The sequence below is a fragment of the Streptomyces sp. NPDC048473 genome (genome assembly GCF_043200155.1).
In the GTDB taxonomy this organism is placed as follows: Bacteria; Actinomycetota; Actinomycetes; order Streptomycetales; family Streptomycetaceae; genus Streptomyces.
Window position 1 is genome coordinate 61,103 of record NZ_JBICXE010000039.1, and the last position, 14,905, is coordinate 76,007.

The 14,905-nt window shown below is 68.4% G+C and carries 14 protein-coding genes; 4 read left to right on the top strand and 10 right to left on the bottom strand.

Annotated features, from left to right (window positions below):
- Positions 1-61: 61 nt before the first annotated feature.
- From ACGFU7_RS38060 to ACGFU7_RS38080, 5 genes are all read right to left on the bottom strand, one after another.
- Entirely contained in the window at positions 62-688 is a 627-nt protein-coding gene (locus ACGFU7_RS38060) for a 2'-5' RNA ligase family protein (RefSeq protein ID WP_393702267.1), read from the bottom strand.
- Entirely contained in the window at positions 685-1,542 is an 858-nt protein-coding gene (locus tag ACGFU7_RS38065) for a carbohydrate kinase family protein (RefSeq protein WP_393702269.1), read from the bottom strand. The genes ACGFU7_RS38060 and ACGFU7_RS38065 overlap by 4 nt, the downstream gene beginning before the upstream one ends.
- Positions 1,539-2,804 (bottom strand): DUF4145 domain-containing protein, encoded by a 1,266-nt coding sequence (locus ACGFU7_RS38070; protein WP_393702271.1) that lies wholly within the window; start codon positions 2,802-2,804, stop codon positions 1,539-1,541. The genes ACGFU7_RS38065 and ACGFU7_RS38070 overlap by 4 nt, the downstream gene beginning before the upstream one ends.
- Before the next feature lie 71 nt (positions 2,805-2,875).
- Positions 2,876-4,174 carry a hypothetical protein gene (locus ACGFU7_RS38075; RefSeq protein ID WP_393702272.1) on the bottom strand — a complete coding sequence of 433 codons (1,299 nt, stop codon included), beginning with the start codon at positions 4,172-4,174 and terminating at the stop codon, positions 2,876-2,878.
- A gap of 92 nt (positions 4,175-4,266) precedes the next feature.
- Positions 4,267-4,548, bottom strand: coding sequence for a sulfatase (locus ACGFU7_RS38080; RefSeq protein WP_393702274.1), 282 nt, complete (start codon positions 4,546-4,548; stop codon positions 4,267-4,269).
- A gap of 154 nt (positions 4,549-4,702) precedes the next feature.
- Here ACGFU7_RS38080 and ACGFU7_RS38085 point away from each other — a divergent pair, with 154 nt between their 5' ends.
- Genes ACGFU7_RS38085 through ACGFU7_RS38095 form a run of 3 tightly spaced genes read left to right on the top strand, consistent with a single transcriptional unit; the run spans position 4,703 to position 6,003 of the window.
- On the top strand, positions 4,703-5,527 hold the full coding sequence (locus ACGFU7_RS38085) for a helix-turn-helix domain-containing protein (protein ID WP_393702276.1): 825 nt from the start codon (positions 4,703-4,705) through the stop codon (positions 5,525-5,527).
- A complete protein-coding gene (locus ACGFU7_RS38090; protein ID WP_393702278.1) occupies positions 5,524-5,724 on the top strand; it encodes a DUF397 domain-containing protein in 201 nt (66 codons plus the stop codon). The genes ACGFU7_RS38085 and ACGFU7_RS38090 overlap by 4 nt, the downstream gene beginning before the upstream one ends.
- Positions 5,725-5,763: 39 nt before the next feature.
- Positions 5,764-6,003: a hypothetical protein gene (locus ACGFU7_RS38095; RefSeq protein WP_393702280.1), complete on the top strand. Its 240-nt coding sequence runs from the start codon at positions 5,764-5,766 to the stop codon at positions 6,001-6,003.
- Positions 6,004-6,245: 242 nt separating this feature from the next.
- Here the strand turns inward: ACGFU7_RS38095 and ACGFU7_RS38100 are convergent, their stop codons facing one another.
- The 4 genes from ACGFU7_RS38100 to eccD all read right to left on the bottom strand — a co-directional run bounded on the left by ACGFU7_RS38100 (position 6,246) and on the right by eccD (position 9,651).
- Positions 6,246-7,421 (bottom strand): serine hydrolase domain-containing protein, encoded by a 1,176-nt coding sequence (locus ACGFU7_RS38100; protein ID WP_393702282.1) that lies wholly within the window; start codon positions 7,419-7,421, stop codon positions 6,246-6,248.
- Between the two features lie 125 nt (positions 7,422-7,546).
- Positions 7,547-7,669 carry a hypothetical protein gene (locus ACGFU7_RS38105; protein ID WP_393702283.1) on the bottom strand — a complete coding sequence of 41 codons (123 nt, stop codon included), beginning with the start codon at positions 7,667-7,669 and terminating at the stop codon, positions 7,547-7,549.
- Between the two features lie 5 nt (positions 7,670-7,674).
- A complete protein-coding gene (locus ACGFU7_RS38110) occupies positions 7,675-7,863 on the bottom strand; it encodes a hypothetical protein (RefSeq protein ID WP_393702296.1) in 189 nt (62 codons plus the stop codon).
- A gap of 318 nt (positions 7,864-8,181) precedes the next feature.
- Entirely contained in the window at positions 8,182-9,651 is a 1,470-nt protein-coding gene (eccD, locus tag ACGFU7_RS38115) for a type VII secretion integral membrane protein EccD (RefSeq protein WP_393702285.1), read from the bottom strand.
- A 169-nt stretch (positions 9,652-9,820) separates the two neighbouring features.
- Here eccD and eccCa point away from each other — a divergent pair, with 169 nt between their 5' ends.
- A complete protein-coding gene (eccCa, locus tag ACGFU7_RS38120; protein WP_393702287.1) occupies positions 9,821-13,786 on the top strand; it encodes a type VII secretion protein EccCa in 3,966 nt (1,321 codons plus the stop codon).
- Positions 13,787-14,143: 357 nt separating this feature from the next.
- Here eccCa and ACGFU7_RS38125 read toward each other — a convergent pair whose 3' ends face one another.
- Positions 14,144-14,749, bottom strand: a complete 606-nt coding sequence (locus tag ACGFU7_RS38125) for a PH domain-containing protein (protein WP_393702288.1) — start codon at positions 14,747-14,749, stop codon at positions 14,144-14,146.
- Positions 14,750-14,905: the final 156 nt, after the last annotated feature.

The window sequence follows — 14,905 nt, forward strand, 5'->3', positions numbered from 1 at the left end:
AGCCACCGAACCCCAACGTCTACAGCCTCCTGGGCGGTGCGGTGCAGGGCGTCCTGTCGGCTCACGCGGCGGCCAGCGGCAGCTCGACCACCTTCTCCGCGTGGGCGCCATGTTCACCCATCACGTAGAAGCTGAGACGGTCGAAGGTCCACTCGGCGGGAACGTGGGTGCGCTCGGGCGCAGACCGGACCAGTTCAAGCGCCACGTCCTCGTCCGTGCGGCCGAGCGTGATGTGGGGTGCATATGCGTCGCCGGTGTAGCGGTACCCGTATTGCGCGAAGCTCGCGCGCTCGGTCTCCGTGAACCTCGACATGTCCTTCGAGGTGTCGAATGCCTCACGGTCGAGATGGGGTGCGAGGCGGTCGAGCACCGCTTCCTGCAACTTCTGCAGCAGCACCGGCCTCTCGACCGACATGAACAGCCAGCCGGTCGGCTGGTGAATGATGCCAACGGACGCGAGAGACAACTCCTTGGGCAGACTCACTGAAGCGCTGATACTCGCCAGCTCCCGCTCGGGGGCGAGTGCGTCGCCGAAAGGCCCCTGGAACACCGTCAGATGGGGCAGGTTTCCCTCTTCGCTCAGCGGAGGCTGCAGCGGCCGGTCACCGCCCAGGCTCTTCTGCAGCCGGATTGCCGAGCGTGTGTGGTCCGCACGCGGAAGCAGCGCGACACCAAGCCACCTGGTCATGGATGAGCTCCTATCTTCGTGATCACATGCAGCGCCGCGTCGAGCCCTCTGCGCAGGCACGCCGACGGCGGCTCGCCGAGCAGCCAACCGGCGATGACACCCGCGTTGAAGGCGTCACCGCCTCCGGTCCGGTCCACCGGCTCCACAGCCGCCGTCGGCTCGCGGACCACTTCGCCGGATGAGAGGGCCCACAGCGCGCCGTAGGCTCCGAGCGTCAGAATCACATCTCCCGAGAGCTGCCGCGCGTACCGCCGCGCGGTGACGCCGACGTCGCCCGGCCGGGCCTCGGGCAGGCGGCCCGCCTCGTCGGCGTTCATCAGGTTCAGCCCCGGCCCTTCGGCAAGCGGGCTCATATCCCGGCCGTTCCATTCGATCGATATGGAACGGCCGGCCCGACGAGCGAGGCCGACAACGCGGCCGAGCGCCGCCGTGGGTTCCCCGACGATATGCACATGGTCCACGTCCCGCACGTCGGCCTCAGTGACGGCCGCGAACGCCAGGTCACGGTCGGCGCCCGGGAAGGTCATCATCCGTTTGCCGGTGCCGGAGGAGATCACGATCGCCATGCTGGTCCGCACAGCCGTGTCCACCCGCATCAGCGCCGTGCCCACACCCCCGGCACGCAGGTCGTCGAGGCAAAACCTGCCCAGCGCGTCGTCCCCCACTGCCGACACAAGCCGGACGTCACAACCCTGCCGGGCGAGCCCCAAGGCGGTGTTGGCAGCGGACCCTCCGGGCAGGGCCGCGCACTCGCTGCCCCGAACCTTCTCGTGCTCCTCCGGAAACTTCTCCGCCTGAACAATGATGTCGAAGTTGGTTCCGCCCAGCACGAGAACACGCTTCGAACCGGTCACGGGTCCCCCAGTCGATAGCTCTCGAACAGGACGTGACGTACCAGCCGTTCGCGGCTGACCTGACTGCTCTGGAGGGGGAACGAAGCGTGCGCGATCAGGTCGTCGACAACGGCCTCGAAGCGGCTCTGGTCGGCGCCCATGTCGTGGAACCGGCGCATCAGTTCTTGGAACAGTTCGTTCGGCCGGGTACCGAGCGCGGAGAGCCAGGCACGGTTCGCAATGAGCACATTGGCCGCGGCGGACCGTAATCGCGCCTGCGTCGCGGTCGGCAGCACGTCGGAGTTGAGCAGCTCGAAATAGTCGTCCTCGTCGCGGGCGTGCATCCGCAGATTCTGTCCACCGACGGCCAGTACATCCCGGTTCAGGTGAAAGAGTTCGAGACCGAGATGGTGCGGCACATCAAGAATGCGGACACCCATGTCCCACAGACCTGCCTCGTCGGTGGAGAAGGCCGACAGAATGTTGGCGAACATATCGCTGTGCTTCGGTACGGCGATTTCCGCACCGGCCGGATTCGCCAGGAACTCCTCGGCTGTCGTCCGGCCCCAGCGGCCACCGCGTGCGGCGAGGAGATAGAAGTTCCGGCCGCCCATCGAGTGACCGAGACGGCCGACGGCAACCACCTGGGAGTTCAGCGCCTCCTCGTCCTCGATCAGGCTGAGCAACCGCTGTTCGTTGTAGATGGCAAGATCCAGCCGCCCCTGCGCGACATCGCGGATCAACTGGTCCGACCAAGGAAGCTGTATGGGCACCACCCGGTGGTTGTGCCTCGCCATCACTTCCTCGAAGCCACAGCCGAGCAGCAATGCCTTCACTACGATCAGGGTCGAATCGGCCAGACGCGTCGTCCCGGCTGTGCGCTGCATAGTGGCCAGCGCCTCATGCCCTTCGTTTTCGGCGAACGACGAAATGGTCCGTCCGTACCAGACGACGAGCTGCGTGAGTGCGTTGAGGCAAGGCTGCACATCCTCCGCGGAGATTTCCTCACCCGACGTGTCGAGGGCGTGACTGCCGTAGTTGCCGTAATTCTGAATGGTACGGATGGCCAGCACCATTTTCTGTGGCAGGAGCCCCTTGGCGGTGAGCACCGTGAGCAGGGATTCGAGCGTCGGCTTCGAGCCGACGGCTTCCTGCAGGGCAATGTCCAAGAGAATCGACTCCGCCGCTCGTCGTGCCGTGCTGAGAAACACCTCTGGATCCGATTCGGCGTATCTCAGAGCCTTCTTGTAAAGCCGAAGGGACTCACCCTCGTTGACCGTCACGTCGCCCGCGTCCTGTTCGGCAGCTTTTACCTGATGCTAACAACTCAGCTTCCTTGCAGTTCAGTTGCCTGTCATTCTCCAGGGGTGGGACCGCCGCGCAGGGAGGCGAGAACCAGACGCCCGTACCGGGTGGTGAAGACGGCCGCCGTTGCGGCGAGAGCGGTGCCCAGGGCTATCAGGAGGTGAACGAGATCGTCGTCGCCGAGCACCTGAAGAATGCTCAGTACGGTGCCGAGCGGCAGACCGAGAATGGCGAGCACGCCGAGGGCCCCCGCGATCTGCTGCCCGTCCTGTGTCTGGACGAGCCGGGAGTAGTCCGCGGCCTCCGCGAGGATCTCCTCGAACCGTGCGGGCAACCGGTACTGCTCGTGGTAGGCGAGGAGCAGCTCATTGGCCGGGCCGTGCGCCGTGAGGTGCTGACGCCAGTAGGTACTGCGGAAGCTCGCGATGTCCCGTTCCAGGTCGGTGACGCGGCGGGCGAGCCCGGGGCCGTCGAAGACTCCCGAGAGCCCGTCGGTCAGTTCGTCGATGTGGTCCCGCTGCGCGATGCCGAGGAGTAGAGCGTCCAAATAGACGGAGCGGACGTGGAGGGCCGCGAAGTCGTAGAAGTCTCCCTCCCCCTGATCCGGGCGATGGCCGAGGAAGGCAGTGCCGTGCCGCAGGACGAGAGCACTCCAGTCGGCCGAGATCCGGACGGCACGCTCGGTCTGGGTCGGTAACTGCTCGGGGGCGGTGGGAAAATCCGCCTCGTTGGAGCGGGAGGCCAGGGCCCAGAGCCAGCGGTCGGCGGTCGGCGGCAGCTCTCCGCCGGAGCGCAGTGCCGGGGTGTCGGCGGCCCCGGGAGTCAGGAACGCGACGGTGTAGGGGTGCGCTGCAGCAAAGGGCGCCCCCGTGCTTGCCGGAGAGGCGATGCCGCCGAGCAGGACATCAGGGGCGAGAGGCCCGCTGAGTGGATCGGGTCCGGCCCCGGCGCGGCGTCCGAGCGCCCGCAGCACATCCAGCAACACCGCAGACCGCACTGTGAAGTGCAGGACAGCCAGGGCGTGCCGTGGGTGCACAGCGGTCGGGGTGCGCAGGATCTCCATGCCGTGCAGGTGCATGGCCCCATGCTCGGCATCGACGAACAGATGCCAGCGGCGCGGCCGCGCGGGCGTTCCGTACAGCGCACGCCCTGCGGCATGGGTGAAGTACGTCTGCCGCGAGGCCACATCGGTGCGGTAGTCGCCGACCTCGAAAGGGATGGGGCCCTCGCCCCATGACTCCGGATCGGCGGGAAGCCGGACCGGGATGATCAAGGTGACCGACTGCCGTACGCCTAAGGCGGATCCGATCCCGGTGGTCATCCGCGCCCTGACCCAGCAGAACGACATACGTACGAACCGTGCCCCCGATTTTCCCGCACCGACACCCCCGTATTCAGCGCTTGCAGTACGACGCCGGGCAAGGTTACCCGGATCCGCCGTCAGCCGGGGAGTCTCTGCCCCCGGCTGTGCGCGACGACCAGCACCTCCCGCAGGGATGCGATGATCTGGGTGAGTGCGAACCGCAGCGCGAGCTCCCCCGCAGCCTCGTCCGCCAGCACCGCCACTGCTCCCGACAGCACGCTCTCCCCGCAGTCGAGTTGATCAACCTCCACCTCGTCGGCCAGCCGGGAGAGACTGCTGTCGGGGTCGTCGGTGCTGAGGTAGCAAGGCTTGCCCTCGGGGGACGTCCAGGGGAGAAGACGGAACAACGCGTCGGTCATGTCTGTTCCTTGCAGCGGAGATCGGGTGGGGGAGGGGATGAACGGTCCGGAGGGGTAGTGATGACCGTTCGTGCCCTCATGGTCACTCCCGCCGCCCTACGCTCGACAGAGGCACGCGATTGCCTGTGAACGGGACAACAGGGAGGGGCCGGTGATGGTCGAACTCACCGACGTGGACGAGGAGTCGGGGCGCGCGGCGTTGGGACGGGCGTTGCGCTATCTGCGGGAGAAGTCCGGCAGATCACTGGGCCGGCTCGCCGAGGAGACGCGGTACGACAAGAGCTATCTGTACCGGCTGGAGATGGGCCAGCGACTCTCGAAGCTCGCGGTGATGGAGGACCTGGACCGGCACTACGACTCCGGCGGGCTGCTGGTTCAACTGTGGAAGGCGGCCCGCAGGGAGGTCTTCAAGGACAAGTACAAGGAGTTCATGCGGCTGGAGCCGATGGCTCGGATCATGCACAAGTACACCCTGGGGATTCCTGGGCTCCTGCAGACCGAGGCGGTCGCCCGCGAATTGTTGTCCGGGGCACAGAAAGCGGACGACGAGGCGGAGTTGGTGGAGGAGCAGGTCATAGCGCGCATGAGCCGACAGCAGCTGCTGTACCGCAAGCCCGCTCCGTCCGTGAGGATCATCGTGGACGAGTACGCCCTCCGTCGCCCGGTGAAGGACGCCAAGGCGTGGGACGAGCAACTGACCCGTCTCATCGACATGGCCGGGACATCATCGGCCGTCATTCAGGTTCTCCCCTTCACCGCGGGGGCACACCATCTGATGGACGGTTCACTGACGCTGCTGTGGCAGGACGACGGCAGCGCCGTTGCCTACACGGAGGGCAACGGCTGCGCCGAGTTGATCGAAGATCCGGCCGAAGTCACGCGCTATCGGCTGTCCTACGATCGGCTCCGGGATCTGGCGCTGCCCCCGTCGGACTCCATCGCGTTCATCAGGGGCGTCCTGAAGGAGCACAGATCATGAGCCGAATCCCCGACCTCTCCACCGCGGTCTGGCGCAAGTCCAGCTACAGCGACGGCGGCGACAACAACTGCGTCGAGGTCGCCGACAACGTCCCCGGCCTTGTCCCCGTACGTGACAGCAAGACCCCCGCCGGCCCCGCGCTCGTCATCACCGCACCGGCCTGGAGCACCTTCGTGGCATTCGCCGCCGGACGCTGAGCCCCTTCGCCGGGCCGCCGTCGGCCGGACCGCCCGTGCGTGGCGGACCGCCCGTGCGTAGCGGACCGCCCGTGCGTAGCGGACCGGCCGACGACGGCCCGGGCGTCACCGTCTGTCGTGCCCCGCGCGCAGGCTCGCCGCGAGGCGCTGCCCCTCAAGGAGACGTGCGCCATCGTCGACAGCGAGAAGGCCGAGGACCGCCTCGAGCTCATCACCGCGCAGCGGGACGCGATGCGCCTGCGGATCGCGAGAAGCTCGACCGAGCCGTGGCGGTCCTGAGCCACATGCTCGGCTGCCGCACCGACAACGCCCTGGGCTGTCCGATGACCGGTGACTACATCCGGGGCCGGGTCGACGCCGCACTGAACGGCTCCCCGCACGTCACCGGCTCCTTTCCGCCGCACGAGCCGGACGAGTACCGGAGAACCCGCCCAGCAAGGCTCTGCCGAACCTTCCTGGGCGGTCCGGGGCGAGACGGCCGCTCTTCGTCCTCCCTCGGAGGGGACCGACCGGCTCGCGGTTCAACGGCAGAGGGCCGCGTCCACGGTCTTCTCGACCCGCAGCATGGCTGCCTCGTCGGACGGCATGGTGGTCACCGCGACGCCGGCGGCGCGGCCGTCGTCGGTGGCACCACCGCGGGTCTCGTATCCCGGAATGTCACCGCCGTGGCCCCAGTACACACCGCCGCACGACAGCGGCCTGCTCGCCAGACCCAGTCCGTAGCGGGCGCCGGTGCCGAGGTAGTCGGCGGGGACGGTGGTGCGCATCTCGGCGAGCTGGGCCGCCGGGAGGAGGCGGCCCCCGAGGAGCGCGGTGTAGAACCGGTTGAGGTCGGTATTGGTGGAGACGATCGCGCCCGCCGCCCAGCCCCAGGAGGGGTCCATTTCCGTGTAGTCGCGCAGGGGTTTGTCCGCCGAATCCCTGAAGTAGCCCTTGGGGTGGGGCTCGCGGATGGTCATGTCACCCGGGGCGGGGAAGTACGTGTGGCGCAGTCCGACGCGGTCGATGACGCGCCGGGTGATCTCCTCGCCGAGGGGCCGGCCCGTGACCTTCTGGATGATCAGGCCCGCCAGCAGGTAGTTGGTGTTGCTGTACTCCCATTTCGCGCCCGGGGGGAAGTCGGCTTTGTGCTTGAGGGCAATATCGAGAAGGTCCCGGGGTTCGGTGTACCGGTGCTGAAGAGTGGTGAAGTCCAGATCGTCGGTGTACTCGGGAAGTCCGCTGGTGTGCTGGAGGAGTTGGCGGACGGTGACACGGCGTCCGTCTATCCCTTCCCCGCGTACGAGGCCCGGCAGATAGGTGTCGACCGTGGCGTCGAGGCCGACCTTCCCCTCACCGACCAGCTGCAGCATGACCACGGCGGTGAACGTCTTGGTGTTGCTGCCGATCCGCACCTGACCGTCCCTGGGCACCTTCGAGCCGGTGGCCAGGTCGCCCACCCCTGCGGTGTAGGTACGGGTGCGGCCCTCGCGGTCCTTGACGCTCGCCAGCGCGGCGGGCATGCCGTCGGTGCGCACCAGTGCGCTCAGGCTCTGCTGGACGGTGTCCGGCCCGGTCGCTGCGGAGGCCGCCGGCGGCGCTAACGCACCCACCGCCATGACGCCGGCGATCACCGCGACCGCGGCCGACACGGCCTTGCGCCGAACGCCCTGCTTCCCGCCGCGGGAACGGAACCTCTGCCATGTCTGCTCGTGCACGAAACAACTCCTGCCGGATCGCGGACAACCGTGGTGTGTGCCGGGTCCAGCATCTCCGGGTGCGGCCGCCCGAAGTGATCCCGCTACCTGCCCACTTCCGGGTAGGGCTACCCCCCCGGGTGCCCTCAGAGAAGGGAGAAGTTACGCCGGAAGGCGTCGAGTTCGGCTGCCCGGCCGATGAAGGATGCTCGTCTGCGGTCCTCGATGATCTGTTGCATCGAGCGGCGGCGCGGCCGGGCTGAGGGCATACGGCTCAGTCCGACAACACGGGAAGCAGCTCCGGGAGGTTTCCGTCGGACGCGGCAGCCGCCGCAACCCGCTCCTGCGGCACATCGCCGTACAGCGTCGTACGCGGCTTCTCCGGGCGGCCCGCGAGCGGGCCGCCGCCGAACTGGGCGTGATCGACGCCGTGCTGACCGATCACGACCGGCTCGGCTGACATGGGCGGGCCGGGCGGCCCGCCCATGGCGGGCGGCCCCACCCCACTGGTGCGCGTGCCCTCGCCGGTCACGACTTGTCGTGGCCGGCGCGCAGGCTCGCTGCGAGGCTCAGTTGAATGAGAACGGACGTCATGAGGGTCGTTTTGACCGGTCTGACGGGCCATCGGGACGTCGTCGCCGACCGCGCGTTGGCCCTCACCGCTTCGATGTGTGTGTTGGGGGGCCGGCCCGGTCGCGGTTGGGGGGCCGGCCCGGTCGCAAAGGATGAGAGCGGGCACCGGGTTCAGCGCATCGCGCCGAACGTGTTCCGAGCTCGGAATCTAACCGCTGGTCATGCTGCGTGCCGAGGAGTACACGTCGAGGACGGCCAGGCAGAGGGGGACGAGCGCGAGGAGGAGAACCACCTCGGCCAGGTCGGAGAGACGGCCCCAGAAGGGTGACAGTCCCCTCTTCGGAATGATCAGAGCGATGCCGATCAGCAGGGCGGCACCGGCCGTGACGGCCATGGCGAGCCACAAGGTACGGATGTCGAGCGGCCCTCGGTCCTGTTCCGTCAGGAGCTTGATGACAGCGCCGGTAGGCGGATTGAGCGACAGCCCCAGCACCAGCAGGCCCAGGGCGGCGAGGCCCGCGCCCAGAACGGCGGCGACTTGGGCGGTGTAACGGAAGAGCCGTGCTCGCAACAGCATGGCCAGGCCTGCGACCAGCGCGAGGGTCTGGCCCCAGACGTCGGTGGAGAAGCCCAGGACAGCGGCGGCCGCGACCACCACCACGCAGCAGCCTCCGACAAGGCCCAGCAAAAGCTCGTGCCCGCGCCGGGTTTGGGCCGCGATGCGTTCGACGTCGACAGGATCGGACTCGCCGACGCCCGGCTCGGTGTCGAGGTCGGCCTCCGTCGTGGGGCGGGGAGCGGCGTAGCCGATCGGCAGGTGGGCCACCCGCGCGGAGAGCCCGGGCAGGAAGGCGATGGCGCCGATCGCGACGACCGCGCAGACAGCGGCGGTCTCGCTGGGGCGGGCTTCGGTGAGGATCGAGCCGAACGTCGCGAGGGTGCCGACCGCCGAGGCGAAGACAACGGCGACGAAGGGGGCGTCGCCGGACGGCATCGCGGCGACGAGCCCGGCGGAGACGACGAGCACCGTGGCGCAGCCGAGCAGGAACTGGAGACGCCCGATGCCGGCGCCCGGGTCGAGCACGAGGAGGCCGGACCCGGCGATCATCAGGTGTGGCAGAGCCGCGAGGCCGAGCGCGATCGCGGAGGCCCGGTCGCCGTAGCTCCGCGCCCTGACGCCGGCGAGCGTGACGAGCAGCACACCGACGGCGGCGGCAACGATGCCTGGCAGGCCATGCATGTCATGCCGGACCGGGTCGGAGAACCAGAGCACGAAGCCCATGAGTACGAGAAGGAGCGCGCCACCGAAGCGACCGGAGACGCCCAACAGCTGGTCGCTCCACAGTGCGCGGTCGCGGCGGACGGCGGACGCGACCGCGTCGGCGACATCGTCGAAGACGGCCGGGGGGAGCGATTCGGCGAAGGGCCGAAGCCGCAGTACGTCACCGTCCAGGACCCGCTGGACGGCCAGCGGGTGGGTGGCGTCCAGGAGGGTGCCGTCGCGGCGGGCCAAGTGGTAGCCGGGAGGTACCCCCGGCGGTGTGGCCTGGCCGGTCAGCCGCAGGATCTCCGGAAGGAGATCGGCGACAGCGACATCGTCCGGGAGGGCGACATCGATACGGCTGTCCGGTGCCACGACCGTTACTCGGCAAAAACCGGTTGTCAGGGTCAAACTCACCTGATGGATCCCCTCGTTCGCTGTAACCCGCGCTCCTGGACAAGGGCGCCACCCTATCGGGACCCCTTCCACGGACTGCACGTAGGATTATCGACGCGCGGAGGTAGGTCGCTGCCACGGGGGTGCCGGCCCGCAACTCTCCGGGCCGCACTGAGGGATTGATTCGCCGGTGACCCAGATCGTCGTCAAGCGCCTGCCCCGAGCCATGCCACCTGAGACATCCGCGGCGGAGGTGCGACTCGAGTCGCCTCCTGAACTGCCGCGCGGGCAGCAGGAGGGCATGGCCATGCAGTTGCTGCCGATGCTCGGTATGGGCTCATCGGTGGTGTTCTTCTTCATGCCCGGCTCACAGCCGTTCATGAAGATCATGGGCGTCATGATGCTGCTGTCGACAGCGGCCATGGCGATAGCGCAGGTGATGCGGCACCGCAAGGGAACCCAGGGTGAGGCCTCGGAGGGGCGCCGGGACTACCTGAAGTATCTCGCGCAGACCCGGCGGAAGGTACGCCGTACCGCGCGGGTCCAGAGGGACGCGCAGTTTTATCTGCATCCGGATCCGGACCAGTTGTGGTCGCTGGTCGCCGAGGGCGAGCGGCTCTGGGAGCGGCGGATCGGCGACAAGGACTTCGGACAGATCCGCATCGGTCTGGGACCGCAGCAGTTGTGGACACCGCTGGTGGCTCCGAGCACCGCGCCGCTGGATGAGCTGGAGCCGCTGTCGGCCGGTGCCATGCACCAATTCCTGGCCACTCATGGTTCGCTCGACCGGCTTCCCATGGCGGTATCCCTTCGCGCCTTCTACCACGTCGTGATTTCGGGCGAGCCGGGGTCGGTGCGCGATTCCGCACGCGCGCTGGTGGCCGGCCTGGTCGCGCTGCACTCACCTGACGACCTCGTGGTCGCGGTGGTGGCATCTCCGGATGTGACGGACCAGTGGGACTGGACGAAGTGGCTGCCGCACGCACAGGTTCCCGGGTCGTCCGACGGGGCCGGCACGAAGCGGATGTTCGGCGACAACCTGATGGAAGTCGAGGCACTGCTCGAAAGCACCCTGGCGGGCCGGTCGAGGTTCAACCGCGAGGGATCACCGCTCCTCGACCAGCCGCACGTGGTCGTCGTGCTGGACGGCATTCACGTGCCGGCGGAGTCGTTGCTCGCCTCTCCGGAGGGGCTGCAGGGTGTGACCGTGGTGGAGATCGTTCCGGAAGAGCTGGACGAACCCCGCGGCGGACTGCACATCGCCGTACGGCCGGGCCGGCTACGGCTGGAGTCGGCCGCGGCCACCTATCACGGCACGCCCGACCTCCTGCCGGTCGAAACCGCGGAGGCCCTGGGCCGTCAGCTCGCCCCGTTGCGGATGGGAAGCGGCGCGGAGGACGACGAACCTCTGCTCGCCAACCTGGATTTCACGGATCTGCTGGGAATCGGCGATCCGGCCGCGGTCGACACCGCCACCGTCTGGCGGCCACGTTCGACGGCCGACCGGCTGCGTGTACCGATCGGCATCGGCGAGGACGGCTCGCCCGTCATGCTCGACCTCAAGGAGGCCGCGCAGGAGGGTATGGGCCCGCACGGGCTGTGTGTGGGGGCGACCGGTTCCGGCAAGTCCGAGCTGCTGCGCACCCTGGTGCTGGGCCTGGCGGTCACCCATTCGTCCGAGACGCTGAACTTCGTCCTGGCCGACTTCAAGGGTGGCGCGACGTTCGCCGGGATGTCCGAGCTTCCGCATGTCGCCGCGGTCATCACCAACCTGTCGGACGACCTCACCCTGGTCGACCGTATGCGGGACTCCATCACGGGTGAGCTGCAGCGCCGCCAGGAGCTCCTTCGGGCGTCGGGCAATTACGCGAACCTCACCGACTACGAGAAGGCGCGCGCCGCTGGTGCCCCGCTGGAGCCCCTGGCCTCGCTGGTCCTGGTGATCGACGAGTTCAGCGAACTTCTCACCGCCAAGCCCGATTTCATCGACATGTTCATCCAGATCGGCCGCATCGGGCGGTCCCTGGGCGTGCACCTTCTGCTGGCCTCGCAGCGCCTGGAGGAGGGCCGCCTGCGCGGCCTGGACACCTACCTGTCCTACCGGGTGGGCCTGCGCACCTTCTCCGCCGCCGAGTCCCGTACTGCCCTGGGTGTGCCCGACGCGTACCACCTGCCTTCGGTCCCCGGTTCCGGGTTCCTGAAGTTCGGCACTGAGGGGATGACCCGTTTCAAGGCCGCCTACGTGTCGGGTACCTACCGGCCGGGAGTCGCCCCGGTCACCGGCGGCGGGGAACTTCCCATCGACCGGCGCCCCGTGCTGTTCACCGCGGCTCCGGTGGCGGTGCACTACCCCGAGCCCGATCCGGACGTCTCCTTCGCGCCCGGACAGAGAACTGACGATGCGCTGGCGGACACCGTTCTCGATGTCATCGCACGCCGCTTGGAGGGCCAGGGGCCCCTCGCCCATCAGGTGTGGCTGCCGCCTCTCACCGAAGCCCCTTCCCTCGATCAGATGCTGCCCCCGCTGGCGGTGACGCCCGAGCGCGGACTCCACTCCCCGCAGTACGCACAGAACGGCGCTCTGGTCGTTCCCTTCGGTCTGGTGGACAAGCCCTTCGAGCAGCGGCGCGACTCCCTGGTGCGGGACTTCTCCGGCGCCGCCGGCCACATGCTGATCGTCGGCGGCCCCCGCTCCGGCAAATCCACCCTCCTGCGTGCCCTCATCGGCTCCTTCGCCCTCACGCACACGCCGCACGAAGTGCAGTTCTACGGAATGGACTTCGGCGGCGGCGGCATGATCGCCGTCGAAGGTCTGCCTCACGTCGGTGGGGTGGCCTCCCGGCTCGACCCGGAGAAGATCCGCCGCACGGTCGCCGAGGTTTCGGGGATCCTCAATCGGCGCGAGGAGTTCTTCCGGGACAACAACATCGACTCGATCACCACATACCGCCAGCTTCGCGCCGCCGGCCGGCTGCCGGGCGAGCCGTGGGGCGACGTCTTCCTGGTCATCGACGGCTGGCAGTCCTTCAAGACGGACTACGAGTTCCTGGAGCCCGTCGTCGCCGACATCGCTGCCCGGGGCCTGGGCCTGGGCGTGCACCTGATCGCCACCGTTGCCCGGTACATGGAGATGCGGGCGGCGCTCAAGGACCAGTTGCTCAACCGGCTGGAGCTGCGCCTCGGCGACCCGACCGACTCCGAACTGGACCGCAAGGTAGCGGTGAACGTCCCCGTCGGCACACCGGGCCGCGGCCTGACGGCGGAGAAGCTGCATTTCATGGGCGGGCTGCCGCGCATCGACGATTCCGCGGGCGCCGGCGACAACCTGTCCGAGGCCACCGCCGCCTTCGTCCGGGCCTCGGCCGACAACTGGCCCGGCCCGCACGCCCCGCAGGTCCGCATGCTGCCCAGGATGCTGTCCGCGCGTGAGCTGCCGAGCGGCCCCGAACAAGCGCGCGGCGGTCTCGCGATCGGCATCGACGAGATGAACCTCGCCCCGGTCTTCGTCGACTTCGACACCGATCCGCTGTTCGCGGTCTTCGGTGAGTCGGAGTCCGGGAAGACCGCCCTGCTGCGGCTGCTCATCAAGCAGATCACCGAGCGGTACACCCCGGAGGAGGCGTTGATCTGCGTCGGTGACTACCGGCGCAGCCTGCTGGAGTGCGTGCCCGAGCCGTACCTGGTCGGATACGCGACGACTCAGAACGCGTTCGACAAGTACCTCAACGACATGAACACCCTCATCAGCAGCCGCATCCCCGGGACGGATGTGACACCGCAGCAGTTGCGCACGCGCAGCTGGTGGAGAGGGCCCCGGGCCTTCATCATCGTCGACGACTACGACCTGGTCGCGACGTCCTCCGGAAACCCCATGGCACAGCTGGTCGACAACCTGCCCTACGCCCGCGACGCGGGGGTCAACTTCATCATCGCGCGCAGCAGCGCGGGGGCCGGCCGCTCCTCGTACGAGCCCTTCGTCCAGCGCTTCAAGGAACTCGGCGCGCAGGGCGTCGTCCTGTCCGGTCACCCCGGTGAGGGCGAACTCCTCGGCGATGTGAAGGCCCGCCCCCTTCCGCCGGGCCGCGGCCTGTTCGTCTCCCGCCGCAGCGCGCCTTCCCTGATCCAGACGGGCTGGCTGCCGACGGACCTGGACTGAGCGGGTCACCGCAGAACGGAGGAGGGGGCCAGCCCGATCACGGGCCGGCCCCCTCCGACGCTCTCAGTGGTACGTCACGAAGGAGGCGTGCGTCCTGAGCGGGTCAGGCGCCCTCGAAGGTCTCGCCGTCCAGCTCCGAGCCATCCGGCTCGTGCTGGAGCGCGCTCGTGCCGTCCGCAGGGATGTCAATGCAGTCCGACCGTTCCCGGCGGCGGGGGAGGGACTTGTCCAGCTGGCCGCGCGGCTCGGCGTCGGCGGGTTACATGTCCACGCGGCGCACGCGAGTCTGTGCACGGCGCTCCGGTACTCAATCTTCGGTGAGACGGGACGCCGATCCCCGAACTGCGCATACTTCGACTACACCGAGGCGCCCGCTCCTTTCGCGCCGCCCTCGCCCAGGTGCCAGGACACGGCGGTGTACTTTCCCGGGGCGAACCGCTCGACTGCGTCAACGATCAAGTCATGGTGAGCCGGCCTCCGTCGGCGCCAGAGGGAGTTTCCGAGCGAGTAGTAGGGCACAGCCACCGTCGGCCCGCCAACGGCGTTCGGCTTCCCCGGGCGGGAGCCTGCCTTCATCACCAGCACCAGGACGCTCCGCTTCGTCGTGAACTGAACCTTCTCGATATCAGCCCACGGCACGGTCTCCGTTCCGCGACGCCGCACCTTGCTGATGCCCGTTGGATCGATGCGCAGGGCCGGTTGTCGCCACGCAAGCGCGAACAGCGGCAGGCTCACTACTGCTGCGATCACCGGCAGTCCCACATATCCGCCGATGCCCGGCGAGCCCATAGTTCCCATGTCATCACCCGCGATCAGCACGCCGCCCACAAATACCGATACGCCTTCGAGGATCGCCAGGCAGAGCATCACTGCGAGGACCATACCGAGGTAGGCCCCGCTGCGGCGCGCCCGCTCAGCGGGGAGCAACAGCCCTTCGACGGCGGCACCAGAGGGTGTGGACATGATGTTTCCTTCATTGAGTCTCAGGCGGCGAGTGCAAGTCGCACAACTCTCCGCTGGCGAAGCAGGGGCATTGCGTGATTGGGATTGGTCCGGTTCGCCGGTCTCGTGAGTGACGTGGCGTCATGTCCGTTGTGCGGTAAGGGGCCTGGGAGAGCA

Bases quoted from the DNA above. Each gene is read 5' to 3' on its own strand.
- ACGFU7_RS38060 (WP_393702267.1), bottom strand. From the start codon at position 688: ATGACCAGGTGGCTTGGTGTCGCGCTGCTTCCGCGTGCGGACCACACA.
- ACGFU7_RS38110 (WP_393702296.1), bottom strand. From the start codon at position 7,863: ATGTCAGCCGAGCCGGTCGTGATCGGTCAGCACGGCGTCGATCACGCC.
- ACGFU7_RS38085 (WP_393702276.1), top strand. From the start codon at position 4,703: ATGGTCGAACTCACCGACGTGGACGAGGAGTCGGGGCGCGCGGCGTTG.
- ACGFU7_RS38105 (WP_393702283.1), bottom strand. From the start codon at position 7,669: ATGCCCTCAGCCCGGCCGCGCCGCCGCTCGATGCAACAGATCATCGAG.
- ACGFU7_RS38090 (WP_393702278.1), top strand. From the start codon at position 5,524: ATGAGCCGAATCCCCGACCTCTCCACCGCGGTCTGGCGCAAGTCCAGC.
- ACGFU7_RS38075 (WP_393702272.1), bottom strand. From the start codon at position 4,174: ATGTCGTTCTGCTGGGTCAGGGCGCGGATGACCACCGGGATCGGATCC.
- ACGFU7_RS38080 (WP_393702274.1), bottom strand. From the start codon at position 4,548: ATGACCGACGCGTTGTTCCGTCTTCTCCCCTGGACGTCCCCCGAGGGC.
- ACGFU7_RS38125 (WP_393702288.1), bottom strand. From the start codon at position 14,749: ATGTCCACACCCTCTGGTGCCGCCGTCGAAGGGCTGTTGCTCCCCGCT.